This window comes from Dietzia psychralcaliphila (genome assembly GCF_003096095.1).
Classification (GTDB): domain Bacteria; phylum Actinomycetota; class Actinomycetes; order Mycobacteriales; family Mycobacteriaceae; genus Dietzia; species Dietzia psychralcaliphila.
In genome coordinates this window covers 494,080-518,636 of sequence record NZ_CP015453.1, presented here as the reverse complement: position 1 = coordinate 518,636, position 24,557 = coordinate 494,080, and the positions used below count along the sequence as shown (strand labels likewise).

Genomic DNA, 24,557 nt, shown 5'->3' with positions numbered 1-24,557 from the left:
GCCGCCGCCTGATCGGCCACGGATACCATCGCCCAGGTGAGCGATGGGGCAGCACAGAGCGCAGTGGAGAGCGCAGAGACGGGTACGGCGGAGGGCTCGGCGGAGCGGCCGGTGAGTACTGCGCGGGTCCTCACCACCCTGATGGTCCCGCTGTTCATGGCGCTCCTCGCGTTGTCGGTGATCAACGTGGCCCTGCCCGTGATCGGCCCGGCCCTCGAGGCCGATTCCAGTGGACTGCAGTGGGTGGTCTCGGGATACGCGCTGTCATTCGGTCTGCTGTTGGTGCCCTCCGGGCGCCTCGGCGACGCGACCGGCCGCAAGCGGCTCTTCCTGGCGGGGGTCGCCGTCTTCACCGTGGGTGCGGTGATCGCGGGGTTCGCGCAGAACATCGAGATGCTCAACGCCGCGCGGGTGGTCCAGGGCATCGGGTCCGGGATGCTCAACCCGCAGACCTTCGGTCTCATCCAGAAGTACTTCCGCGGGGGTGCCCGAGCCCGCGCGTTCGCCACCATGGCCACCACCGTGTCGGTGGCCACCGCCTCGGGCCCGCTGGTGGGTGGACTGCTCATCCAGGCGCTCGGCAACGACCTGGGCTGGCGCGCGATGTTCCTGGTCAACGTGCCGCTCGGCGTGCTCGCCCTGGTGCTGGGTCAGCGGTGGTTGCCCGACGACCGCGCGCTGCCCCGGACCGACCACGACGGCCGCGACATCGGCGGATCCAGGGCGCGCGCCGGCGCGTTGGCCTACCTGGAGGACGACGACGACGAGGTCACCACCTCCCGGGCCGCGGCCGCGACCAACGCCTCCGCGCCGGTGGCGCCGCCGCAGAAGGCACCGCGCCGTCGCCTCGACCTGGACCCGGTCGGCATCGTGCTGCTGGGGGCGGCCGTGCTCTCGGTGATGCTGCCCTTCCTCAACCGCGGAGCCCACCCCGCGTTGTGGGCTCTGGTGCCGCTCGGGGTGGCCCTGCTCGGTGGCTTTGCGTGGTGGGAGCGCCGCTACGAGCGGGTCGGTCGCCCGCCGTTGGTCAATCCCGAGATCTTCCGCGACCCGGCGTTCCGCAACGGCATGATCATCGTCTCGATCTACTTCATGGGCGGCACGAGCCTGTGGATCGTGATGCCCATGTACCTGCAGTTCCACCTGGGGTACGCGCCGATCGACTCCGCGCTGGTGAGCCTGCCCGCCTCGATCTGCGCCGCGGTCTCCGCCCAGGTCGCGGGTCGGTTCGTACTGCGGCTCGGGAGGCGGCTGGTCATCGTGGGCTTTTGCCTCACCATCACCGCGCTGCTGGCGTTCATCCTGCTCGCGGGCGTGGTGGAGTCCGGGGCGGTGGGCTACCTGATCTTCATGGCCCCCGCCGCACTGATGGGCACCGCCCAGGGCATGACCATCTCCCCCAACCAGACGCTCACGCTGCGGGCGGTCGACCCCGCGTACGGAGGGGTGGCAGGCAGCATCATCTCCCTGGGCCAGCGCATGGGCACCGCGATCGGCACGGCTGTGGTCCCCGGCGTGCTGTTCTGGATAGTCGAGTCCCAGGACGACTGGCTGCTCGCGTTCCGGGCCGCGCTCGGGTTGATCGCGGCGTTGGCGGCCGGCGCGCTCGCGTTCAGTGTTGTCGACCGCCGCCGCGAGAAGCGCTGCGCCTGAACCGCGCAACCCCTCGTCGCAACCCCCTGCTCACCCCTCCCCCGGTTGGCGGACACCCCACCGCGACCCCGCAGTGGTTGGCGGACACACCACCCCGGTCGGCGGACATCTGATGCGAAGGACGGCCCGCCGGACACGAATTCTGTCCGCCAGGTGAGGGACCGGGTCCGCCAACTGGTGGGAAGGGTCCGCCAGGTGAGGGAGGGAGTGGGCGAGGAGGGGAGGAGGGGAGGAGGGGGCGGTTGCTCAGAGTCTCGCCGCGAGCTCCACGCCCTGCTTGATGGCGCGCTTCGCGTCCAGCTCGGCGGCCACATCGGCACCACCGATCACGTGGACCCGGCTCGCCGTTCCGGCTCCCGGACTGGCCAGCTCATCGGCGAGCACGCGCACCGACTCCTGGCCCGCGCACACCACGACCGAGTCCACCGGAACGACCCGGCGCTCGCCCTCGGCGGTGAGGATGTGCAGCCCGTCGTCGTCGACCTTCTCGTAGGCCACCCCGGTGTACTGCTGCACTCCGCCCATCTTGAGCTCGGCGCGGTGGACCCATCCGGTGGTCTTGGCGAGGCCCTTGCCGATCGAGGTGGTCTTGCGTTGGAGCAGGTGCACCTCGTGCGCGGGCTCGTCGACCACGGCCGTGCCGAGCCCCGCGCGTTCGACGGCCGGATCGGCCACGCCCCAGTGTCGCTTCCAGGCCTCTACGTCGGTGGAGTGCCCGTGGGCGCGGCGGCCGTCGAGGTCCAGTCCCGGCCCGCCGGCGAGAAGGAACTCCGAGACGTCCACGCCGATCCCGCCGGCCCCGATCACGGCGACGCGACGGCCGGGCCTGCGGGCGCCGGTGAGCAGCTCGGGGTAGGTCATGACCATCGGGTGGTCCGCGCCCGGAACATCCAGCTCGCGCGGGCGGACGCCGGTGGCCACCACCACGTGGTCAAAGCCCGCCAGATCCGCGGCCACGGCCCGTCGACCCAGGTGAACGGGCACTCCGAGCACGTCGAGTCGGCGACTGAAGTAGGCCAGCGACGCGGCGAACTCCTCCTTGCCCGGCACGCGCATGGCGTAGCGGAACTGCCCGCCGATCTCCTCCTCCGCCTCGAAGACCTCCACCGCCAGCCCTCGCGACGCGGCCGCCTCCGCGCACGCCAGGCCCGCCGGGCCCGCGCCGACCACGGCCACCCGACGACGCGCGGGGGCCACCGTGAGCAGCAGCTCCGTCTCCCGACCGGCGCGGGGATTGACCAGGCAGGACGCCCGCTTGTTGGCGAAGGTGTGATCGAGGCACGCCTGGTTGCAGGCGATGCAGATGTTGATCTCGTCGGCCCGCCCCTCGGCGACCTTGGCGGCGAACGCCGGGTCCGCGAGCAGCGGCCGCGCCATCGACACCAGATCGGCCTGCCCGCTGGCGAGGATCTGCTCGGCCACGTCCGGGGTGTTGATGCGGTTGGAGGCGATCACCGGTACGTCGACGGTCTGCTTGAGCCGGCCCGCCAGGTCGACGAACGCCGCCCGCGGCACCGAGGTGACGATGGTGGGGATCCGGGCCTCGTGCCAGCCGATGCCGGTGTTGAACACGTCGACGCCCGCCGCCTCGAGCCGCTGCGCGAGTTCGGCGGTCTCGTCCCAGGTCTGTCCTCCTGGCACCAGGTCGAGCACGCTGATGCGGTACTGGATGAGGAAGTCCGGGCCCACCTCGGCGCGGATCCGGCGGACGATCTCCTCGGGGAACCGCATGCGCTTGCTCGCGGTGCCACCCCAGTCATCGGTGCGCTGGTTGGTGCGGGCCGCGAGGAACTGGTTGATCAGGTACCCCTCGGAACCCATGACCTCGACGCCGTCGTACCCCGCACGCTTCGCCAGTCGGGCGGCCCGGACCCAGTGGTCGATGGTGCGCTCGACGCCCCGCGAACTCAGGGCGCGGGCCTTGAACATGCTGATCGGGGACTTGGTGGACGAGGCCGAGCGGACGAACGGCTGATACCCGTACCGGCCGGCGTGCAGCAGCTGGAGCAGGATGTTCGAGCCCTCCGCGTGGACGGCGTCGGTGAGACCGCGGTGCTTGTCCGCCATCCGCCGGCTGGCCATCATCGACCCGGCGGGCAGCAGCCAGCCCTCGACGTCGGGCGAGAACCCGCCGGTGATCATCATGGCGGTGCCCCCGCGCGCCCGCTCGGCGAAGTAGGCCGTGAGCTCGGGGAGGTGCTTGCTGCGGTCCTCGAGCCCGGTGTGCATCGACCCCATGACCACGCGGTTGCGCAGGGTGAGAGGCCCGACGACGAGGGGGCTGGTCAGGTGCGGATGGCTGGCGCTCATAGGACCCATTGTGCCCTGCCCGACCGCGATCTTACCCACAGGTAAGGTCGTGTCGCGCGGGAACCGGAACGCAGGGACACCGCCAGGACCTCCAGGCCCCGGCCAGTAGCTCGGCCCCCTTGCCAGTCGCGCAGGATCACGGTCAGTAGCGCAGGATCGCGCCGACGGCGTTGCCGTGCGGGAGCGCCTCCAGCACCACGAGCCGTCCGGACGTGGCGCACGTGTGTCCCACGGCGCCGTCGAGGCCCCCCGGCTGGTCCTCCGGCCGACACACAGTGGCGGTGAGCAGCAGCGTGTCCACCCTGCCCTCGGAAGCAGCGGTGACGATCTGCGCGGGATCGCTCAGCCCCAACCCGGTCCCGAGGGCCTCCCCGAACCGCTCGGTGGCCGCGGCGGCGTCGGCGCTGAGGACGGGCTGGACGATCGGCCACGCCTTGTCCTGCAGCTCCGCTCCGCTGGCATGGTCGGGGTTCCCGGCCACCACCTCGTCGAGGAGATGGGGATAGGTCAGCTCGTCCCTGAGCATCGGGTGATGCTCGGCCACGGAGGCCAACACGAGCGGCCGCCGACCCGGACCCGCGAGCAGCTCGTCGATCCCCGCGGCCACCTGGCGGAAGAACTTCTGCAGCATCACCCGATCCACCTCACCGCCGGCCCCGTGCCCGTGGAAGGCGGCGGTGCCACCGGCCGCGGCCTGGTGCTGCAGCTGGGGCTCGCGCTCGGTGCGGCCTTCGGCGTCGTCCAGCGATCCCGGCGCGCGCCCGATATCCCGCTCGTGGACCGACCCCCGCGTGGCCTCGAACAGACGCACCGAGTTCTGGCTCAGGGCCAGGATGAGGAACTCGCCGTCGCCGATCGCGGCCGGCACGAGCGGTCGCACGGCGAACGAATCCGACACGTGGAACTGTTCGGGCACCTCGGTGCCCAGCCGGAAGGCCCGCGCGATCCCGGGGGCGGCATAGAGGGCCAGCCCGTCGGCCGTGTGCTGCCAGAAGGGGTCCCGGTTGCCCAGCTCCCTCAGCGGCGCCACCAGCTCGACGGCGTCCCCGGTCGGGACGCCCTGGGCGACCAGCTCGGCCTGGGCGCGGTCGAGAAGCGAGCGCAACCTCAGCGGGCCCTCCCGCGTCACCGGTCCGCCGCGGTGTGTGGGCATGAACACCGACACCGCCGGGCCGGAGGCGGTTCCCAGCGACTCCAGGTCCGCGACGGTGATCGGATCGATGTTCCGGGTTCGTTGGATCGACGTCATGGCCCGACCGTAACGCCGATCACAGTCGGATGCGGGTTCTCGACCCGATCGTTGCAAGGCCGCGACCATCACACGGCAAAGCCAGCCGATTCTCGACGCATTCCACTACAGACGATGTAACAGATGTGACTTGTGTGACGAAAGATGCGTGAGTGAACTCGCAGCACTACTGTGTGAGTCAACGATCCCCGCCGGGTCCGGCTCCCGCCGCTGCCCCAGGAAAGGACACCCACGTGCGTCATCCCATCCGTTCCGCCGTCGTCGCCGGGGCCTCCGCCCTCCTGCTCGCCACGGGCGCCGGCACGGCCTCCGCCCAGGGGTCACTCGAGCTCGCCCTGCCGTTCCCGCTGGACATCCCCGGCCTGGCCTCACTCATGTCGGGCGCGGCCGCACCGGGAGCCACCGCGGTGGCCGCGCAGGACGCCCCCCTCGTCGTCGTCCCACCCGAGGTGGCCCGGAAGGCGTTCGAGGGCAGCGTGGTGGCCGGAGTCAACGAGGCGCGCACCGCGGTGGGCGCGGAACGCCTGGTCACCGACGCGATCCTGTCCGTCGAGGCCAGTGTCCGCGCGGACCAGCTGGCGGCGGGCGATCCCACGACGGGCGACCTCCCGGTCCCCGAGAGCGCCGAGGCGCGGGACCGCACGGTGCTCCAGCTACCAGCGGAGGCCACGCCGCAGAACGTGCTCACCGCCATGCTCACCGACACCGGCATGCGCGAGCGGATGCTCGACGGCGAGTTCGCCACCGTGGGAGTGGGAACGGCCACCGACGAGGACGGGCAGATCCACGTGGTGCTGGACTTCGAGCGCTGATCGGACACCCCGCGTCCCCTCACCGGAAAGATTAAAATCCCACCAGAATGGGGGCTCCGCTAGCCCGGCGCACATCTGATCCTTACAGTGTCATCTGCACTCACTCCCCCTCGGTGAGTGCAGAATTGGAGACCCCTCGTGCGTCGCACCTCCCCTCGTTTCGCCAAGTCCCTCGCCGTCTGCGCGGCCGCCTCCATGGCGGTCGCCGGCCTCGGCGTGCCCGCGGCCTCCGCGCAGCAGGTCCTCGTCCCGGGCTCGTCCTTCGGGTTCAACGTGGGCGGCGGCGGCACCGTCCCGGATCTCGATCCCACCAGTGACGAGTACCGCGACCAGCTGATCGCGGCCACCAACGCCGCCCGGGTGGCCAATGGCCGGGCGCCGCTGGCGGTCAACGACGACCTGAACGACATCGCCACCGCCTGGAGCCAGGTGCAGGCGTCGGTGGACGACATGTACCACAACCCCGTCCTGCGCGATCAGGTCCCCAGTGGCACCACGCGCTGGTCGGAGAACGTGCTGCAGAACTGGCGCAACGCCACCCCGCAGGAGCTGGTGGACCAGTGGATGGCGTCCTACGGCCACCGGATCAACCTGCTGCGCACGGACCACACCGCCATGGGCATGGGCGTCGCCGTGGCCGGCAGCAACAAGCTCTACGCCACCCAGGTGTTCACCCGCAGCTGAGTCGCGGCTAGAGCGCCGCCGCCGGCTCCCGGCGACGGCGATCATCGATAGGGACGTTCCGCACACCCGCTACTCGCGAATCGTGTGCGGAACGTCCTTCTCTTTGGGCCGGGGCGCGGTCAGTCGGTGACGCCCGCCAGCATGGCCTCGAGACCCTCGTCGAAGCGCGAGTCGTAGTGGACCCGCGGCATCGAGGGGTCCACGGCGGCGAGGTTGTGGTGTGTCTGCTCCTCGATCGTCAGGCCCAGCACGTAGGCGGTGAGCGCCGTGGTCAGGCCCGCCGCCCGATCGCCGCCCCCGTGCCGCGCACACGTCCGTGCGACCGCGCCGGCCACCGGGTTGGTCGCACCGGCGGCCAGTCCGAGCGCCACGATCTCGGCCCCGTCGGGCACCCCCGCCACAGCGATCCGCATCGCCCGGGCCACCCCGCGCAGTTCGTCGGGCGCGGAGGGGCCGGCCTCCACCGGGGCCACGTCCGCCAGGACCCGCTCGGCGACGGCGGCGAGCAGCGCCTGCTTCGACGGGAAGTGCCAGTACAGAGCACTCGGCTGGACGTTCAGCCGCGTCGCCAGCGTGCGCATCGACATGCCCGGCAACCCCGCCTCATGTAGGAGGTCGAGCGCAGTGTCGACGACGGCCGACTTGTTGAGTGCCACGACCGGTAACCCTATCGCCCCGCGCGTGCACCTTCGACGCGCCAGAAAACTGAACACTGTACAAGTCGGCGAATACCCGCTACCTTAACGGCGTTCAGTGAACGGCGTTCAGGAGGAACCATGGCCACCACGACCACCCGTTGGCACGAGCTCGCGGACCGCATTCTCGACGGCGGGGCGATCGACGCCAGGGAGGCAGTCGCCGTCCTGGACTCGTCCGATGCCGAGCTCATGGAGGTGGTCGCGGCCGCGTCCCGACTGCGGTTCCGGCACTTCGACAACAAGGTCAAGGTCAACTACCTGGTCAACCTCAAGAGCGGCCTGTGCCCGGAGGACTGCTTCTACTGTTCGCAGCGGCTCAACTCGACCGCCGGCATCCTGCGCTACACGTGGCTGAACACCGACGAGGCCGTCACCGCCGCCAAGGCGGGCATCGCGGCCGGCGCCTCGCGCGTGTGCCTGGTCGCCAGCGGCACCGGCCCGAGCAACCGCGAGGTCGGCAAGGTCTCCGACATCATCGAGGCCATCAAGTCCGACACCCCGGGCGTCGAGGTCTGCGCCTGCCTGGGTGCGCTGAAGGACGGTCAGGCCGAGAAGCTCTGCTCCAGCGGCGCCGACGCCTACAACCACAACCTCAACACGGCGGAGAGCCACTACGAGGAGATCTGCACCACGCACACCTACGCCGACCGAGAGCACACCGTCAGCCAGGCGCACGGTGCGGGCCTGTCGGCGTGCTCGGGTTTCATCGCCGGCATGGGTGAGACCCGCGAGCAGCTGGTCGAGCTGGCCTTCGACCTGCGCTCCAAGGGCGTCGACTCCATCCCCGTGAACTTCCTGCTGCCCTTCGACGGCACCCCGCTCGAGGGCGTGGACACGCTCAACCCGCGCGACTGCCTGCGCATCCTGGCGATGGTCCGGTTCGTCGCCCCCGACACCGAGATCCGGATGGCCGCCGGCCGCGAGCGCCACCTCGGCTACCTCCAGGGCATGGGCCTCTACGTGGCCAACTCGCTGTTCCTGGGCGACTACCTCACCAGCGAGGGCCAGCCCGGCGGCGAGGACCTGCAGATGATCGCCGACGCCGGCCTCGAGGTCCTGCGGATGGACGGGGCCGACCAGGCGGCGGACCACTCCGCGACTCCCGCGGCGGCTCCCGGGGCGGGGCCCGGCGCTGCACCCGTGACGGCACCCGCCGCGCAGGAGAAGAAGGTCGCCATCCGTACGCGCGGGGCCGGCACCAGCGAGCCCGCGAACGCCTGACATGTCCGCCTCGCTTCACCCCACCGCCGCCCCAGCCGCTCGTCCGAGCCATGCCGCGGTGTCGAATCCCGGCGCGGGCTCGAACCCCGCCACGGGCTCGAACCCCGCCGGCGAGGAACTGGGCCGCGCCGCGCAGGAGGCCGCCACCGCCGCGCTCCTGGCCGCGGACGCCGAGCACGTCTGGCATCCGTACGGCGGGTTCCCGGCGAGCACCCAGCCGCTGCCGGTCCTCTCCGCGGAGGGCGTGCGGCTGCGGTTGGCGGACGGCCGCGAGCTCATCGACGGCATGAGCTCGTGGTGGGCGGCGATCCACGGCTATCGCCACCCACACCTCGACGCCGCCGCGCACGGCCAGATCGACACGATGAGCCACGTGATGTTCGGCGGGCTCACGCACGCTCCGGCAGTGGAGCTGTCGACCCGGCTGGCAAAGATGGCGCCGGGCGACCTGAACAAGGTGTTCCTGGCGGACTCGGGGTCGGTGTCTGTGGAGGTGGCCGCCAAGATGGCCATCCAATACCAGCGCTCGCTCGGCCGCCCCGAGCGCACCCGGTTGGCCACCTGGCGCGGCGGCTACCACGGCGACACCCTCTCCCCCATGAGTGTCTGCGACCCCGACGGCGGCATGCACTCGATGTGGCGGGGCGTGGTGGCCGAGCAGGTGTTCGCGCCGCAGCCGCCACAGCACTACGACCCCGAGTACGTCGCCGCGCTGGAGCGGGTGATCCGCGGCCACGCCGACGAGCTGGCGGGGATCATCGTGGAGCCGGTGGTCCAGGGCGCCGGCGGCATGCGCTTCCACCACCCCGATTACCTGCACGACCTGCGCCGGCTGGCCGACGAGGCCGGCGCGCTGCTGATCTTTGACGAGATCGCCACCGGCCTCGGCCGCACCGGCCAACTGTTCGCCGCCGACCACGCCGGTGTCGCGGCCGACATCATGTGTCTGGGCAAGGCGCTGACCGGCGGATACCTGACCCTGGCCGCCACGCTCACCACAGACCGCGTGGCCGAGGTGATCAGCGCCGGCGAGGCGGGTGGCCTGGCGCACGGGCCGACGTTCATGGGTAACCCGCTGGCATGCGCTGTCGCGTGTGCGTCGCTGGATCTGGTCGAGGCCGGCGAGTGGCGCGAGCGCGTGCCGCAGATCGAGGCGCGCCTGCGCCGCGGGCTTGCGCCCGCGCTCGACGTGCCCGGTGTGGTGGACGTGAGGGTGCTGGGCGCGATCGGTGTGGTTCAACTGGAGGAGCCGGTGGAGATGACGACGACGACAACCGCGATCACCTCACACGGCGTGTGGCTACGCCCCTTCCGGGATCTCATCTACACGATGCCCCCGTTGGTCTCTACGGATGAGGAGATCGACCTGATCTGTGCGGCGGCCGTGTCGGGAGCACGGGCAGCGGCGGGGGCTGCCGCGGAAGGGGTCGAAGCGGCGGGAGCGGGCCGATGACTGACCAGCTGTTTCCCTCTGGCTCCGCTACGGATGGCGGAACCGCGCCGGACCGCTCCCCTGCCCTGGACTGGCTCGACGCCGCCGCCGAGGACCGGGCGGCCCGGCACGTGCACCGCGTGCTGCGGCCGCGTCCCGCCGACGACCGCGTGATCGACCTGGCCTCCAACGACTACCTGGGTCTGGGCCGGCACCCCGAGGTGGTCGCGGGCGCGATCGAGGGCACTCGTCGCTGGGGCGCGGGCTCGACCGGGTCGCGGCTGGTCACCGGCACGACGAGCGATCACGCAGCGCTCGAGCACGAGCTCGCCGAGTTCACGGGCAAGCCCGCCGCGCTGGTGTTCTCCTCCGGTTACACCGCCAACCTCGGCGCGGTGGTCGCGCTCTCCGGGCGGGGATCGCTCATCGTCTCCGACGGGGGCTCTCACGCGTCGCTCGTGGATGCGTGCCGCTTGTCGCGGGCGCGCGTTGTCGTCGTCGACCGGGGCGACGTCGAGGCGGTGGCCCGGGCCCTGGCCGGGCGCACCGAGAAGCGCGCGCTGGTCGTCACCGACTCGGTGTACAGCGCCGACGGCCACCTCGCTCCGCTGCTCGCCCTCCACGGGGCGTCCCGGGCGCACGGCGCGGTGCTGCTGGTGGACGAGGCCCACGGGCTGGGTGTGCGCGGTGACGGCGGGCGGGGGCTCGTCGACGAGGTGGGGCTGACGCGGTTCGAGGACGTGGTGATCACGGCGACGCTGTCCAAGGCGCTCGGCTCGCAGGGCGGGGTGGTCCTGGCCTCGGAGCGGGTACGTGAGCACCTCATCGACACCGCCCGCACCTTCATCTTCGACACCGGCCTGGCGCCATCGAGTGTGGGCGCGGCGCGCTCGGCACTGACAGTGCTGCGGCGGGAGCCCGAGCGGGCCCGCCGGGTCCTGGACGTCGCCGAGCACCTGGCCGCGGTGACCGGCGCGGATCGACCGCACTCGGCGGTGGTGTCGGTGATCCTCGGGGATCCGTCTCGCGCCGCGTCCGCGGCCGCCCGCTGCGCTGAGCTGGGCCTGCGCGTGGGGTGCTTCCGCCCGCCGTCGGTCCCCGAGGGCACAGCGCGACTCAGGCTTACCGCCCGCGCGGACATCTCCGACGCTGACCTCGCCCGCGCGAGCGAGGTGCTCGCCCGGGTTCTCGAGGAACACGGGTACCGCCTTCCCGACTCCTCGACCTCCCCCGCCACTACCGGGGCCTCGCGCTCCCCCGCCGCAGCCACCTCCGCCGCCGGGGCCCGCGCATGACCGCCGCGCCCGCCCCTGTTCTCGTCACCGGCACCGGCACCGACGTCGGCAAGACCATCGCCACCGCCGCGCTGGCCGCGCTCGCGCGATCGGTGGGCCTGGACGTGGGCATCTGCAAACCGATGCAGACGGGCCTGGCGCCTGGTGAGCCCGGTGACGCGGATGAGGCCGCGCGACTGTCGAGGGTCCAGCGCGTCCTGGAGGTGCGGCGCCTGCCCGACCCGCTGGCCCCCGAGACCGCCTCGCGAGTGGCGGGGGTGCCGCAGTCGACGCTCGACGACCTGCTCGGGCCGATCCGCCGGTGGCTCGACGCCAACCGGGACCCCGCCTCAGTGGACACCGCCTACCAGGCCGCCGCACCTGCAGAGAAAGCCCACTCAGCTGGAGCCGCAGCCGCCACCGAGGCCGGTCGGCTGGACCTGATCGAGGGCGCCGGCGGCGTGCTCGTGCGCCTGGGTACCGACCTCACTGTGCTCGACCTCGCCCGGTCGCTCGACGCCCCGGTGATCGTGGTCGCCCGCGCGGGACTGGGCACGCTGTCCGACACCGAGCTCACGATCCGCGCGATCGAGGCCGCGGGGCTCCGGTGCGCCGGGATCGTGATCGGCTCATGGCCGTACGACCCGGACCTCGCCGAGCGCTGCAATGTAGAGGACCTGCCCCGCCTGACCGGGGTGCCGGTGCTCGGCCGGGTTCCCGCTGGCGCCGGACAACTGGATCCCGCCGAGTTCACGCGTCACGCGGCGCAGTGGTTCGCCCCGGGCGCTCTGGACGCCGTGGTCCGACCTCGCGCAGCTCACCTGCCGTAGAAGTCCGCGATGCTCTGGGGCGCGTGGCCGGTGAGTTCCTCCACCGATCGGGTGGCCACCGCCATCTCCCCGCGGGCGATCGCCAGGTAGGTCCCGACCCACCCGTCGAGCTCCCACTCCGGCGTCCCGGGAAAGTCCTGCCGGCGGGAGGCATAGGCCTGGTCGATCGACTCGTTCTGGAACCGGTAGGCCGTGCCCGTGGCCTCGGTCAGCCGCGCGGCGGTCCCCTCCATGGTCAGCAGCTCGTCGCCGGTCAGGTCGTAGGTCCGGCCGTCGTGTCCCCCGCTCGACAGGACCACGGCGGCCGCCTCGGCGAGGTCCTCCCGGGCGACCCACGCGATGCGCCCGTCCCCGGCGGGCCCGCGGATGACCCCCTCGGCATCGGCCCAGTCGGCCACATAGTCCAGGTAGAAGCTCGGGCGGAGAAATACGAACTGGAAACCCGCGCCCCTGATCATCTCCTCGGTCGCGTGGTGGGTCCGCGCGTAGGTGAAACTCGCCTCCGGCGAGGCGCCCAGGAACGAGGTGTACACGACCCGCCGCACGCCGGCCGCCCGGAAGGCGTCGACGGCGGACCGGTGCACCGACTCGCGATCGGCGGCCTCGTGGCCGGAGACGAAGAACACGGTCTCGATGCCGCGCAGGGCATCAACCAGGGCCTCGCCGTCCTCATACGACGCCTCGGCGACGTCCGCGCCCGGCAACGACGGCGCCCGCTCTGCGTTTCTGACGATCAGGCGCTGGGAGAGTCCCCGCTCGGCCAGACGTCGAGCGACCGAGCCTCCCAGGGCTCCGGTGGCTCCCGTGACGGCGATGATCGGTTGAGCTGTCATGCCCCGTCCAACCCCGCTCTACCGGGCGCTATTCCGCCGTCAGCCGACGTGCCAGTGACGGCGGATGAGCTCCTCCCGTGCTGCCTCGTCGTCGGCGCTCTTCCCGTCCGGCTCGTCGTCGTCGGCGTCGCGCAAGCCCGCGAGCAGGGCGTCGATGAGCTGACCGGGGAAGACGCCGTCGGCTTCGAACATCTCGCGCTCGGCCTCCAGTACGTCGGCCGCCTCATCGCACGAGGAGGGCAGCTGCTCGAAGTCGTCGTTGTGGTCCGCCTTCAGCCGCTCGGCCAGTTCCAAGCTCCCGTTTTCACCCAGCCCGCGCGTCGCCGCGACGGCCATGCCGGCCAGCAGCAGGTGCACGTCGGCCGAGCCGTCGCCGAGTCGCAACTCGATGGTCTGGGGGTGGGTGGCCGGTTCGGGGACGGGCTCGGTGCTGCCGGGATTGGCGTGGGCCACCATGCCGGCCAGCACGTCGCCGCCCCAGGCCAGTGGGACCCGGACCAGACCGGTGCGGTCCTTCTCCCCCCAGCAGATGTCCTCGGGCGACTCGTCGCCGGCGGTGAACCGCAGGTAGGACGTGGGGACCGTGTTGCCGAACGCGGACAGCGCCCTGGCCGCCGAGAGGTAACCGGCGATCAACCGGCGCCCGGTGTCGTTGATCCCCTGCTTGGTGACGACGGTGTTGGTGCCGTTTCGCACCAGCCGGCTGTGGATGTGCAGGCCGTTCCCCGCACCCTCGCCGCTCACCAGTGGCGCGAAGGTCGCCTCGAGGCCGTGGGCGTAGGCGACCTCGCGCACCACCCACTTGGCCAGGACGAGGTTGTCGGCAGCCTGCTCCAGGGGGCCGGGCTGGAGCTCGATCTCGTGCTGGACCAGCTGACGGTCTTCTTCGAGTATGTTGCCGACCTCGCCGTGGGCGTACTTCAGCGGCACCCCCATGGTGCAGAGATGACCCAGCACCTGCTCGCGCACCCGCTCGTGCTTAGAGAAGGGCCCCGACTCCTGGTAGCCGCGCTCCTCCTCCACGGGGAAGAGCGGATCGGGCTTGTCGACGAGGTAGTACTCCAGCTCGCCGAAGGCCTCGAGCGTCATGCCGGTCTCCTGCGTCAGCACCTCGGCGGCGCGGCGCACGACCTGCTCACGCGCGTAGGGCAGCGGCGTCCCGCCCTCGGTATAGAAGGAGCACAGCACGTCGAGCGAGGTCCGCTCGCCGAAGGGGTTGAGGAAGGCGGTGCGGTGGCGCGGGACGATGTAGACGTCGCTGGCGTCGGTGTCGGTCCCGGGGAAGACGCTCGAGCCGTCCACGCGCTCGCCTCGCGTCAAGACCTCATGGAGGTGCTCGCGCGAATTGATGGGGAAGGCCAGGGTCTTCAGACGGCCGTCGCCGCCGACGTAGCGCAGGTTCACCTGCTCCAGTCCCAGCTCTTCGACCGCCCTCACGAGGGCTGCGGCGGTGAACTCGGCCGAGGGCGTGCCGAGCAGGCGGACGAGGGGGTGGGGTTCGAATGCGTCGATGGCCATACCCCGTTCTATCAGCGCCGCGGCGCAGGCCCCACCGGACTCAGAACCAGCTCAGTCTGAAAACCAGCCCAGTCTCAGAACCACAGCTCGGCCAGCAGCTCGATCGACCGGTTCGCACTGCGCCGCCGGAATGCTAGAGCGAGCGACCCTTCGCAGTTGACGCAGGCAAACTGAGCGTCGTCGGGTCCTGTCTCTATCCCCTCCCGAGAATCACGTCGTGTACGCGGGGGGCGTACACCCGGCGCTTGTAGGCCTCAGGGTTTATAAAGGCGAGAACCCCGAGCTCCACCAACTGTCCGACGACAGTGTTGGCCCTGCCATAGGAGACGCCCAGCACCTGCTCCACCTGACGGACCGTGAACGTCGGATGGGCAATGGCCAGGTCGACTAGGGAAATCGGCGTCTCGGACCGCAAGTGGGACCCACGAACGATGTCCTTGAGTTCGGCTTGCACGCCGACGAGTTCGATCATCTGAGTGTGCGTAGTGCGCGCGGCGGCTTCGAGGCCCCGCGCGAAAAACGCCACGTAGTTGTCCCAGTCTCCCCGCGTACTCACGCCGAGTAGTGCGTCGTAGTACTCGGCCCGTCGAGCCTCGAACCACGGAGACACGGTGAGAGTGGGCTCCCCCAGGACGTCCATCGAGAGGAGGTGTAGGACGATGAGGAACCTCCCTAGGCGACCGTTTCCGTCGCGGAACGGGTGCAATGTCTCGAACTGGTAGTGCGACATTGCCGCGGCGACGACGGGGTCGAGCGTCGAACTGTGGTCAGTGCGCATCCAGTCGACGAGATCGGACAGTCCTGCCTCGAGGAGCGGGCCGGGAGGCGCCGGGACGAAGCGGGCTCGCTTGATCGCCGGCCCGCCTGGGTCCACGTCCGACCTGAGTCCGACGACGACCTGGGTGTCGCGTAGCCGACCCGAGACCTCCTCAAGGGGCCCGCCCCTCATGAGCACGCCCTGAAGGTCGTACAGCATCGTCGTCGACAGCGGGCGGCCGTCCGCCGCCCATGCGAACCCGAGGCTCGCCATGACTTCGAAGTTGAGGATCTCACGAAGGTCCGGCGACCCTGGTTCCTCCGCGTCAGCCCCCAGCACTTCGGCCAAGGGTGCGTACGTGCCCTCCAGGGCGGAGGTCGAGTGCGCCTCACGGCGAAGGGTAGGGACGCGGAGAAGGGTCGGATCTGGTAGGCGACGCGCCGTGCTGTCCAACGAGGCCAACGCCGCCCGGGCGTTTCCCACCGCGAGGACGGTAGGCATGGTGAGTTCTGGCATCTCCTCGGGAAGCTGCGCGGGAACGAATGCTCTGTGGCGCCAGTCGCCGACGCGCGGGTCAGTGCCGGCAATATCTACGAGCGCGCCGGTCGCGTCGTTGACGAACATTTCGAGGTCCACAATGTCACTCTAGGCCCCCTTGACTGACATTGTCCGGGCCAGCATTGCACTCAACCGACGTTGGACAGACGTAACCGACACGTTCCACGCGCGCAATCGCTCCCGCCCGAGAATCCCTGGCAACTAGAACCACAGCTCGGCCAGCAGCTCGATCGACCGGTTCCGCACGGCCGGATCGTGCGCGCAGGTGGCGGTGATCCCGGCCGTCACCTGCGGCTAGGTCAACCGCTCCGCGAGTCGGGGCACGCCGTCGCCGGTGAGCTGGTCGAGGTGGCTGCGCCGGCCGGCCATCGCCATGACGAGCGCGAGCGTCGGGCCGGCCACCTCCGGGCCCGCCCCGGCTCGGAACGGTCCGTCGGTGGCGCGCATGGCCAGTCCGGCGGCGGTCGTCTTGCTGTTCACCGTGAAGTTGCGGCTCACGTAGAACTCCGCCACCTCCGTCACCGCCTCCGTGTCGCTCGAACTCGGTAGTCCCAGCGGATGGCGGATGTCCTCGCCGTGCACGATGACCTCCCCCAGGTAGGCGGGCAGGTCCTTGGTTGGTGCGACGGTCGAGTCGATCACGGCCCGGAAACGGTCGAGTGTGTCCTTCGGCGTGGTGCCCAGGTGGTCGCGCAGTCTTCGTTCGTTGTGCACGGCCGGCCGGAACCCGGCCAGGACGATGCTGCGCATCCATGCCCACTGCCCGACCGACGCCGCGGCGGTGAGGTGCGCGACGACGTGCTCGACGTCCCACTGGCCGCACAGGGTCGGGTGACGCCATTGCTCCTCATCGAACCCCGCCAGGTCCTGCGCCAGCTCTCGACGGGCCCGGAGTATCGCCTCCCAGGCATCCATGCCGGCCTCCACCTCGCTACCGACTGATTCGGTGTCCGCTGTATTCAGTACCAGAGGTCGGCCAGCAACTCCAGGGACCGGTTCCGCACCGCCGGGTCGAACGCGTAGGTCACGGTGATCAACTCGTCGGCGTCGGTGCGCTCGACGAACTCGTCCAATTGCGCCTTGACGGTCTCCGGCGATCCCACCGCGCTGATCTCGAGCATCCCGGGCGAGCTGCCGGCGAACTGCTCCGGGTCCACGGGCGGCTGGATCTTGCGGCTGCGCCCGGCCCGCAGGTCGAGGAACATCTGCTGGAGGGTCGTGAACTGATGGCGGGCTTCGGCGTCGGTGTCGGCGACGATCACGTTGATCCCGGCCATTACCTGCGGCTTCTCCAGTCGCGCGGTGGGCGCCTCGGTGCTGAAGGACTCCCGATAGACGCGGATGGCGTCGTCGATCTGGTCGGGGGCGAAGTGCGAGGCCAGCGAGAACGGCAGCCCCAACTGCCCGGCGATCGAGGCGCCGTTCACGGTGGAGCCGAGCACCCAGATCGGCACCTCCATGCCCTGCGAGACCGACGACAGGATCGGGGTGCTGTGCGCGGTGCCGGTCTCGCCGAACCACGCCTGCAGGTCGTAGATGTGCTGGGCGAAGGCCTGCGGCTCGGCCGACGACCGGCTCAGCGCCTGCGCGGTCATGCCGTCGGTACCGGGAGCGCGGCCCAGGCCCAGGTCGATCCGGTCGCCGTGGAGGTTGGCGAGCGTGCCGTACTGCTCGGCCACCATCAGCGGCGCGTGGTTGGGCAGCATCACTCCGCCGGAGCCCACGCGGATCTTCTCCGTCACCGAGGCCGCCTGCGAGATCAACAGCGCCGTGGCGCTGGACGCGAGGTTGGGGGTGTTGTGGTGCTCGGCGAACCAGAGACGCTTGTAGCCCAGCCGGTCGGCCAGGCGCGCGGACTCCATCGAGGCGGCGATGCCCTCACGGGCGGTGGAACCCTCCGGGATGGAGACCAGGTCGAGGATGCTCAATGGGATCGACAACTGCACACCTTTTTCTTGTGTTCACTTCTGTTGGTTCGAGCCGTCACGACCCGCGCCCCGAGGCTACCGACGCGGGCCGTTCGGTGACGGATCACCGACCTTCCTGTCCGCCCCGCCTCACCCCCGTGGTGGCAACGTAGTGCAGTCCGTCTATACACCTGTATACGACGACGACGAGGCGAGCCTCCCCTCCGGCGGGAACAACCCCGGGGTTGCGCATTTCGAGCACTTCTTTATGTGTGGTGGGTCACACTGGGCCGAGTGCGGGTATCGCCCGCGCGGCAGGTCCGCACGAAGGGTCCCGACCGTATGACCGACCACACGACACAGCCGGCTCCCACACCGGCGACTCCCACACCGGCGCGCTCCGACGAACCTCTCCATCAACGAGTGACCTCCGGTGAGGCCGACCTCGACGACTTCCGCGCGCGCCTGACCCTCTGGTTGGCCGGCCGCGACGAGGTCGACTCCGACGCCGGGGTCGAGGTCTCGGCGGTGAGCAGGCCGGAGAGCTCGGGGATGTCCAACATCTCGGTGCTGTTCGACGCCACGTGGACCCCCGCCGGTTCGTCTCCCGCAGATGCGACCCCCGTCGGCGCGGCCTCTCCAGCGGGCTTGGTCGAGCCGAAGACAGTCGAGCCGCAGACAGTTCAACTGGTAGCGCGGATGTGCCCCGAGGACGACGCGTTCCCGGTGTTCCCCGTCTACGACCTGCAGAAGCAGTTCGACGTGATGAGGGTGGTCCGCGAGAACACCGAACTGCCGGTCCCCCGCGTCCGCTGGGTGGAGCAGGACCCGGCCGTCCTCGGCACGCCGTTCCTGGTGATGGACCGCGCTACAGGGCGGGCTCCGGTCGACAATCCCCCGTACGTCTTTGTCGGTTGGCTGCTGGAGATGGACCCCGAGCAGCGGCGGGAGCTGCAGCGCGAGTCCGTCGGGGTGTTGGCGGCAATCCACCAGATCCCGGCGCCCGCCGACCTGGTCTCGTCGCTCGCTCCGGCCCCCGGCATAAGCGCGCTGCGCGCCCATGTGGACGAGCAGCGCGCCTACTACCAGTGGACCACCCGCGAGGACGGGCTGCAGATCCCGGTGATCGAGCGCGCCTTCGACTGGATCGAGGCCCACTGGCCCGCCGAGACCGGCCCGGATGTGCTGAGCTGGGGCGATGCCCGGATCGGCAACATTCTCTACGAGGGGACGCGCCCCTCGGCCGTGCTGGACTGGGAAATGGCGGCCATCGCGCCCGCAGAGGTGGACCTGGGGTGGTTCCTGTACTTCCACGACCTGTTCCAGGAGCTCGCCGTGGCCTTTGACTTCCCCGGCACCCCGGAGCTGTTCGATCACCGCGAGGTCGTCGAGCAGTACGAGCAGCTCACCGGATCCACCGTCCGGGATCTGCCGTTCTACTACGTGTACGCCGGGCTGCGGCAGGCCGTGATCCTGTCGCGGATCACTCGTCGTCGTATTCACTTCGGCGAACAGGAACCACCCGCCCACCCGGACGAGTACGTCCTGCACCACGCCATGCTCGCCCGGCTGATCGCCGACTGATGCCAGCACCGTTCCCCAGCATCCTCACCTGGTACCGAAGTGCTGAATCCCGCATCGAACTCTCGCCCGGTGAGCTTCTGAGTCCGTATGCGAATTGGATCCCTGACATAAGGGACAGCTTCCCGAGCCGAACTACAAACTTTCCGATACCCTCTGAGGAAGTTCTCAGTAAGCGCCCCTCACACTTGGAGGTCATATGACCCAGCCACCGCAGCACCCCCAGGGCAATCCGGACCCGAATTGGCAGCAAGGACCGCCTCAACAGCAGTTTGGATACCCACAGCAGGGCTACCAGCAGCAGGGCTACCCGCAGCAGCCTCCGCCGAAGAAGAAGGCCGGCTGCATGAAAATTGGGCTTATAGTTCTCGGTGTACTAGTGCTGATTGGGATAATCATCGCGGCGGTGAGTTCAGGGGAGGACGACTCCCCGTCCGTAACTCCGGGGGACAACAGCTCCCAGGGCGCCGCTCAGGACGAGTCTTCGGGTGTGGATTTTCAGGGCAAGGCCGATGGGGACACTGCGGCGAATGCCGGCGACGCGATCACCAAGGACGAAGTCTCCACCACCAGCTCGCCGCTGACAGCCGAATCCACGACGTTCGGCAGCCAGATCATGTGCACCACCATCACCATCAACAACGATAGTGACAAGCCAGTCAACTTCAACTCCATCGACTGGAAAATGCAGGACCCCAACGGCGCAGCCAGGATGACCACGTACGGCGGCGACCGCGCTGAGCTTTCGTTTGGCGACCTCGCTCCCGGCGGCCAGGTCTCTGGCGATGTCTGTTTCGAAGGAGACCCCGCGGCACAGCCGGGCCAGTACGTCGTCTTGAACGACGGGTTCATCTCGTTCAGTTCGAACAGACTGGCCTGGGTCAATAACTTCTGACCAGTCCAGCCAGGGGCCGGACTCACCGCCTGGGAGTCCGGCCCCTTTGTTGCGACCGGAAGATCGAGACCGCCAACTTCCGCTCTGGACGAAGTCGGGCCAGAAACCCCAGCGTCAGACAATCTGGCGTAGATCTTCCATTCTTCCCACACGACGAGGCCCGCAAATGAAGCCCACCCCGCTCGACGAGTTCCCCGTTCACCAGACGCCGCTGCCGATGGCGCAGGCGGGCACGAGCGATCGGAACTTCTACGACCGCTACTACTTCAACGCGCACGACCGCACCGGCGAGGTGTTCCTGGTGACCGGGTTCGGGGTGTATCCCAACCTCGGCGTGGTGGACGCGTTCGCGACGGTGCGCCACGGCGACACGCAGCGGTCGGTGCGGTTCTCCGATGCGCTTGAGTCGCGGTGGCTGGAGACGACCGTGGGCGGGTACCGGATCGAGGTCATTGACCCGCTGCGGTCGTTGCGTCTGATCTGCGAGCACCCGGATCTCTCGATGGACATGACGTGGGAGGGCACGTTCGACGCAGTGCTCGAGGACCGGCACGTCCTACTGGAGGGCACGCGCCCGATGTTGGACGCGAGCCGGTTCGCGCAGGTGGGCAGCTGGTCGGGGACGCTCTCGGTCGACGGCCGCGACTTCCGCGTCGATCCGGACGTGTGGCTGGGCACCCGCGACCGCTCGTGGGGGATCCGCCCGAGCGGCGAGTCCGATCCCCCGGGCCGGTGGGCAGCCGAACCGCGCGAGGGGTTCTGGTGGACCTACATCCCGTTGCGCTTCGATGATTACGCGATGGTCATGATCCTGCAGGAGAGCCCCGACGGGCACCGCACGCTGAACCATGCGAGCCGGGTGTTCGCGGACGGGCGAATCGAGCAGCTGGGCTGGCCCCGGATCGAGGTCGAGTATCGCAGTGGCACCCGGCATCCCGACCGCGCCCAACTGCACCTGACAACCCCTCGCGGTGAGCCGTTGTCGCTGGAGGTCGAGACCCTGGGCGGGGTGCCGCTGAGCATGGGCGCGGGCTACGTGGGCGACCCGGCGTGGTCACACGGTCGCTGGATGGGCCGCGACTGGAGCGAGTCCGTCACCTACGACATGACCTCACCCGACGTGGTGAACATGCTGCCGTTCAACGTCGTGGACCACGTGGCGCGAGCCACCTGCAACGGCGACGTGGGCTGGGGCTTGTTCGAGCACGCCAACATGGGCCGCCACGACCCGTCGGGGTTCGACGGGTGGGGCGATATGGCTAAGTAGGTGTAGGTCTGTTGCTGTCCGACCTTGCCGCCTACCAGCGCATTGATGGCGACGAGAAGCGTGAACTGGGCGGCGTTGGCCTTCAGTCCGAGCTCGAGAGTGCGTTCACTGGTCATGCTTTCCTCCTCGCGATCGACCGCGTCAGGGCGGCTTCGCCTTTACTGCGCGCCGGTCCCTATAGAGTGCGCAGCGCCGGCTCGGCACGGTCCTGCGGCGAACGCAGTGGGCACCGGCCGCCGATGAGTAGGCACACGGCCACCACGGCGGCGATGACTCCGACGACGCCGAGAATGATCGGTGCGGCCGGGAAGGGCAGTTCCTGGGACAGGACGAAGGCGCCCATGAGCAGGACGAAGTATCCGAAACCCTTCCGCAGCGCCTTTTCCGGCACCACGGAGGTGAGCCGGACGCCCACCAGCGAACCGAGGATCGCGGCGGCGGTGACCGCGGCGACGAGCGGCCAGTCCAACGACACCGAGGTGAGGTATCCGCCGAGCCCGGCGAAGGACTTCATGGCGATCACCAGCAGGGAGGTGCCCACCGCTGCGGTCATCGGCAGGCCCGCCAGGAGGACCAGGGCCGGGACCACGAGGAAGCCGCCGCCGGCACCGACCAGGCCGGTGGCGGCGCCCACGACGAGGCCGTCGAGCAGGATCCGCCACAGCGGATGGTGGTGTGCCTGGGCCTGCCCGTCGCGGTCTTTTCGTCCGCGGATCATGGCGCCGGCGGTGGCGATCATCATGATCGCGAAGCCGGTCATGAGCGCGGTGCCGGGGATGTACCCGCCGGCCAGTCCGCCGCCGAACGCGCCCACCATGCCGGCGGCGCCGAAGATCAGGCCCGTGCGCCACTGGACGTTGCCCTTGCGGGCGTGGCCGACGAGGCTGACCAGGGATGTGGCGCCCACGACGAACAGCGAGGTCGCGATGGCCTCCTTGGGGTCGAGCCCGCCGATGTAGGTCAGTAGCGGTACGACGAGGATGGATCCGCCCCCGCCGAGCAGGCCCAGGGACAGGCCGACCAGGACGGCCAGGGACACGACGATGAACGTGGTGATCTCCATTGCAGGTGCCTTTCTCCGGCGGGTGCGCCGGTGCTGCGGGCGGGGGTGGGTCAGGGACGGGCGGGCAGCGAGTCCAGGACGGCGCCGAGCCCGGGCTCGTCGGCCGAGCGGTTCCACGGCATCTTGGCCAGGCCCGCGGCCATGGCGCAGGAGTTGCTCGCGGCCGAGTAGGTCAGGCCCGCGCCGATGGCGCCGGCGAGGTAGGCGAACTTCGGGGAGAACACCTTCGAGGCGGTGACGCCGGCCAGGACGAGCGACCCGGCGGCCATCCGGACCTGCCGGTCCATCGCCCACACGCCCTTGCCGCGGATCACCTCGCCGCCGGCGGACTCGAAGGCCGCGATGCCGCCGTCGAGCACGGTCACCGAGTCGGGGTCCGCGCCCACGGCCTCGAGCCGCTCGTTCGCCTGGCGGGCGCGGTTGCCCGACTGGCAGATCAGGACGACCTGTCCGGGCAGGCGGGAGGCGAACTCCTCGCCGTGCTCGGCCAGCAGGGGCAGCGGCACGTGAACCGAGATCCTTCGTGTGTGAGAAATGCAGGGTCAGGTGGCGGCGGGAATCCGCCGAACCGGGGGCCAGACGGGGCGGGGGTGTGTCCGCTCAGGCGGAGACGAGGTTGCGTTCGGACCAGGCGGCGTAGCTGCCCTCGAGCTCGACCACGCGGTAGCCGGCGCGGCGCAGTGCGCTGGCGGTGACCGAGTTGCGGACGCCGCTCTGGCAGTAGGTCACGATCGGCCCGGCCGGGAGCTGGTCGAGGTTCCACAGCGCCCGGCCGCCGCTGAGCTGCTCGGAGCCCGGGATGTGGCCGTCTGAGTGCTCAGATTTGTTGCGCACGTCCAGGACCAGGGCGGAGTCGAACGAGGCCAGCTCGTCGACGCCGATCATCTCGGGGGTCGTCAGGTGCAGACCCTCAAGGCTGGTCGTGTAGCCGGTAACGGTGTCGATGCCGACCCGAAGCAGGTGATCGCGCAGCTCTTCGGCCATCTCGGTGTCCTCGGCCAGGACCACCAGGGGCGTGTCCTCGCGTTCGGGGTCGTAGACCCAGGCGCCGTAGGAGGCAGCCTTTCCGGCGCCGGGGATGTTGAGCGCCCCGGGGACGGTGCCCGCGTGGACCTCGTCCTGGCCACGGGTGTCGACGACGACGACCTGACCTGACTCGAGCGCGGCTGAGAGCTCGGCCGGGGTGTACTCGCGCAGCGGCGCCAGCGGGCCGAGGACCGCCGGGCCTTCCTTGTTCTGCCGCTTCATCCGCGCGAAGTAGGCGTGCGCGTCCGGCTGGCCGTCGAGCAGTTCGGAGACGAAGCCCTCCTCGTCGTCGTCGTTCACGTACCCCGCCCACCAGGCGTAGCGACGCTCGTAGCCGACGCTGGTCGACGGGAGCGCGCCGAGCGCCTTGCCGCAGGCGCTGCCCGAGCCGTGGCCGGGGAAGACCTGGACGTGGTCCGGCAGCGTGAGGAACGAGTTCTTGAGACTGCGGAAGATCTGCTTGGCCCCCTCGTAGCGGGTGTCGACCCCGCCCGCGGCCTCATCCAGCAGGTCCGGCCGGCCGAGGTCGCCGGAGAAGACGAAGTCGCCGGTGAGCATGTACCCGGGGGTATCGGCGAACGCGCCGTCGGTGACCAGGAAGGACAGGTGCTCCGGGGTGTGTCCGGGTGTGTGGACGGCCTCGACGGTGATGTTGCCCAGCGTGAGCTGATCGCCGTGGTGCAGGCGCTCGGCGGCGAATCGGTACTGCCAGTCGTCGCCGCCCTCGCCGGAGACGTAGATCCTCGCCCCGGTGGCCGCGGCGAGCTCGCGGGTGCCGGACAGGTAGTCGGCGTGGATGTGGGTCTCGGTGACCGCGGTGATCGTCATGTTGTGGCGGTCGGCCAGGTCCAGGTACTCGCGGATGTCGCGGCGGGCGTCGACGACCACGGCCTCGCCCTTGGCCTGGCAGCCGATGAAGTAACCGGCCTGGGCGAGGTCCTCGTCGTAGGTGCGTTTGAGAAGCATCGAGATCTCCTTGTCGATCGTGA

At 70.1% G+C, this 24,557-nt stretch carries 21 protein-coding genes; 10 read left to right on the top strand and 11 right to left on the bottom strand.

The annotated features are described in order from the left end of the window. Positions 1-36 precede the first annotated feature (36 nt). The gene (locus tag A6048_RS02280) at positions 37-1,653 is read left to right on the top strand and encodes an MFS transporter (protein ID WP_235027617.1); all 1,617 of its coding nucleotides are present in this window, start codon (positions 37-39) and stop codon (positions 1,651-1,653) included. 246 nt (positions 1,654-1,899) lie between these two features. Here the strand turns inward: A6048_RS02280 and A6048_RS02275 are convergent, their stop codons facing one another. Both A6048_RS02275 and A6048_RS02270 read right to left on the bottom strand, forming a co-directional pair. Then, the gene (locus tag A6048_RS02275) at positions 1,900-3,963 is read right to left on the bottom strand and encodes an NADPH-dependent 2,4-dienoyl-CoA reductase (RefSeq protein ID WP_107748109.1); all 2,064 of its coding nucleotides are present in this window, start codon (positions 3,961-3,963) and stop codon (positions 1,900-1,902) included. Positions 3,964-4,105: 142 nt separating this feature from the next. Then, positions 4,106-5,212 carry a baeRF3 domain-containing protein gene (locus A6048_RS02270; RefSeq protein WP_107748043.1) on the bottom strand — a complete coding sequence of 369 codons (1,107 nt, stop codon included), beginning with the start codon at positions 5,210-5,212 and terminating at the stop codon, positions 4,106-4,108. A gap of 233 nt (positions 5,213-5,445) precedes the next feature. Between A6048_RS02270 and A6048_RS02265 the strand changes: the two genes are divergently transcribed. Then, positions 5,446-6,024, top strand: a complete 579-nt coding sequence (locus A6048_RS02265; RefSeq protein WP_107748042.1) for a CAP domain-containing protein — start codon at positions 5,446-5,448, stop codon at positions 6,022-6,024. Positions 6,025-6,162: 138 nt separating this feature from the next. Beyond that, a complete protein-coding gene (locus tag A6048_RS02260) occupies positions 6,163-6,708 on the top strand; it encodes a CAP domain-containing protein (protein ID WP_107748041.1) in 546 nt (181 codons plus the stop codon). 119 nt (positions 6,709-6,827) lie between these two features. Here A6048_RS02260 and A6048_RS02255 read toward each other — a convergent pair whose 3' ends face one another. Continuing rightward, positions 6,828-7,364, bottom strand: a complete 537-nt coding sequence (locus A6048_RS02255) for a TetR family transcriptional regulator (RefSeq protein WP_107748040.1) — start codon at positions 7,362-7,364, stop codon at positions 6,828-6,830. Between the two features lie 120 nt (positions 7,365-7,484). On the opposite strand from A6048_RS02255, the gene bioB reads away from it, so the two are divergent. From bioB to bioD, 4 genes are read left to right on the top strand one after another with little or no spacing between them, the layout of a single operon-like run. Further along, on the top strand, positions 7,485-8,627 hold the full coding sequence (gene bioB / locus A6048_RS02250; protein WP_107748039.1) for a biotin synthase BioB: 1,143 nt from the start codon (positions 7,485-7,487) through the stop codon (positions 8,625-8,627). 1 nt (position 8,628) lies between these two features. Continuing rightward, positions 8,629-10,080, top strand: a complete 1,452-nt coding sequence (locus A6048_RS02245) for an adenosylmethionine--8-amino-7-oxononanoate transaminase (RefSeq protein ID WP_170114845.1) — start codon at positions 8,629-8,631, stop codon at positions 10,078-10,080. Further along, positions 10,077-11,354, top strand: coding sequence for an 8-amino-7-oxononanoate synthase (locus A6048_RS02240; RefSeq protein ID WP_107748038.1), 1,278 nt, complete (start codon positions 10,077-10,079; stop codon positions 11,352-11,354). Before A6048_RS02245 ends, A6048_RS02240 begins: the two co-directional genes overlap by 4 nt. Continuing rightward, on the top strand, positions 11,351-12,163 hold the full coding sequence (gene bioD, locus A6048_RS02235; RefSeq protein WP_107748037.1) for an ATP-dependent dethiobiotin synthetase BioD: 813 nt from the start codon (positions 11,351-11,353) through the stop codon (positions 12,161-12,163). The genes A6048_RS02240 and bioD overlap by 4 nt, the downstream gene beginning before the upstream one ends. On the opposite strand, the gene A6048_RS02230 is transcribed toward bioD, so the two are convergent. The 5 genes from A6048_RS02230 to A6048_RS02210 all read right to left on the bottom strand — a co-directional run bounded on the left by A6048_RS02230 (position 12,151) and on the right by A6048_RS02210 (position 17,769). After that, entirely contained in the window at positions 12,151-12,996 is an 846-nt protein-coding gene (locus tag A6048_RS02230; RefSeq protein ID WP_107748036.1) for an SDR family oxidoreductase, read from the bottom strand. The two genes, bioD and A6048_RS02230, sit on opposite strands and share 13 nt — an antisense overlap. A 39-nt stretch (positions 12,997-13,035) precedes the next feature. Continuing rightward, positions 13,036-14,514 (bottom strand): glutamine synthetase beta-grasp domain-containing protein, encoded by a 1,479-nt coding sequence (locus A6048_RS02225; protein WP_107748035.1) that lies wholly within the window; start codon positions 14,512-14,514, stop codon positions 13,036-13,038. Positions 14,515-14,707: 193 nt separating this feature from the next. Continuing rightward, entirely contained in the window at positions 14,708-15,895 is a 1,188-nt protein-coding gene (locus tag A6048_RS02220; protein WP_107748034.1) for a Fic family protein, read from the bottom strand. Positions 15,896-16,123: 228 nt separating this feature from the next. Continuing rightward, positions 16,124-16,744, bottom strand: coding sequence for a maleylpyruvate isomerase family mycothiol-dependent enzyme (locus A6048_RS02215; protein ID WP_107748033.1), 621 nt, complete (start codon positions 16,742-16,744; stop codon positions 16,124-16,126). Between the two features lie 44 nt (positions 16,745-16,788). Then, positions 16,789-17,769, bottom strand: coding sequence for an LLM class flavin-dependent oxidoreductase (locus A6048_RS02210; protein WP_107748107.1), 981 nt, complete (start codon positions 17,767-17,769; stop codon positions 16,789-16,791). 390 nt (positions 17,770-18,159) lie between these two features. Between A6048_RS02210 and A6048_RS02205 the strand changes: the two genes are divergently transcribed. The 3 genes from A6048_RS02205 (at position 18,160) to A6048_RS02195 (ending at position 21,479) form a co-directional block, all read left to right on the top strand. Continuing rightward, positions 18,160-19,320: a phosphotransferase family protein gene (locus tag A6048_RS02205; protein WP_107748032.1), complete on the top strand. Its 1,161-nt coding sequence runs from the start codon at positions 18,160-18,162 to the stop codon at positions 19,318-19,320. Positions 19,321-19,516: 196 nt separating this feature from the next. After that, a complete protein-coding gene (locus A6048_RS02200) occupies positions 19,517-20,212 on the top strand; it encodes a DUF4352 domain-containing protein (protein WP_107748031.1) in 696 nt (231 codons plus the stop codon). A 166-nt stretch (positions 20,213-20,378) separates the two neighbouring features. After that, complete coding sequence (locus tag A6048_RS02195) at positions 20,379-21,479, top strand: Rv3169 family protein (protein ID WP_107748030.1); 1,101 nt, start codon at positions 20,379-20,381, stop codon at positions 21,477-21,479. A gap of 175 nt (positions 21,480-21,654) precedes the next feature. On the opposite strand, the gene A6048_RS02190 is transcribed toward A6048_RS02195, so the two are convergent. The 3 genes from A6048_RS02190 to A6048_RS02180 form a co-directional block, all read right to left on the bottom strand. Then, positions 21,655-22,542, bottom strand: coding sequence for a sulfite exporter TauE/SafE family protein (locus A6048_RS02190; RefSeq protein ID WP_107748029.1), 888 nt, complete (start codon positions 22,540-22,542; stop codon positions 21,655-21,657). 50 nt (positions 22,543-22,592) lie between these two features. Further along, the gene (locus A6048_RS02185) at positions 22,593-23,048 is read right to left on the bottom strand and encodes a rhodanese-like domain-containing protein (protein WP_244911042.1); all 456 of its coding nucleotides are present in this window, start codon (positions 23,046-23,048) and stop codon (positions 22,593-22,595) included. Between the two features lie 94 nt (positions 23,049-23,142). Beyond that, the gene (locus tag A6048_RS02180; RefSeq protein WP_107748106.1) at positions 23,143-24,534 is read right to left on the bottom strand and encodes an MBL fold metallo-hydrolase; all 1,392 of its coding nucleotides are present in this window, start codon (positions 24,532-24,534) and stop codon (positions 23,143-23,145) included. Positions 24,535-24,557 lie beyond the last annotated feature (23 nt).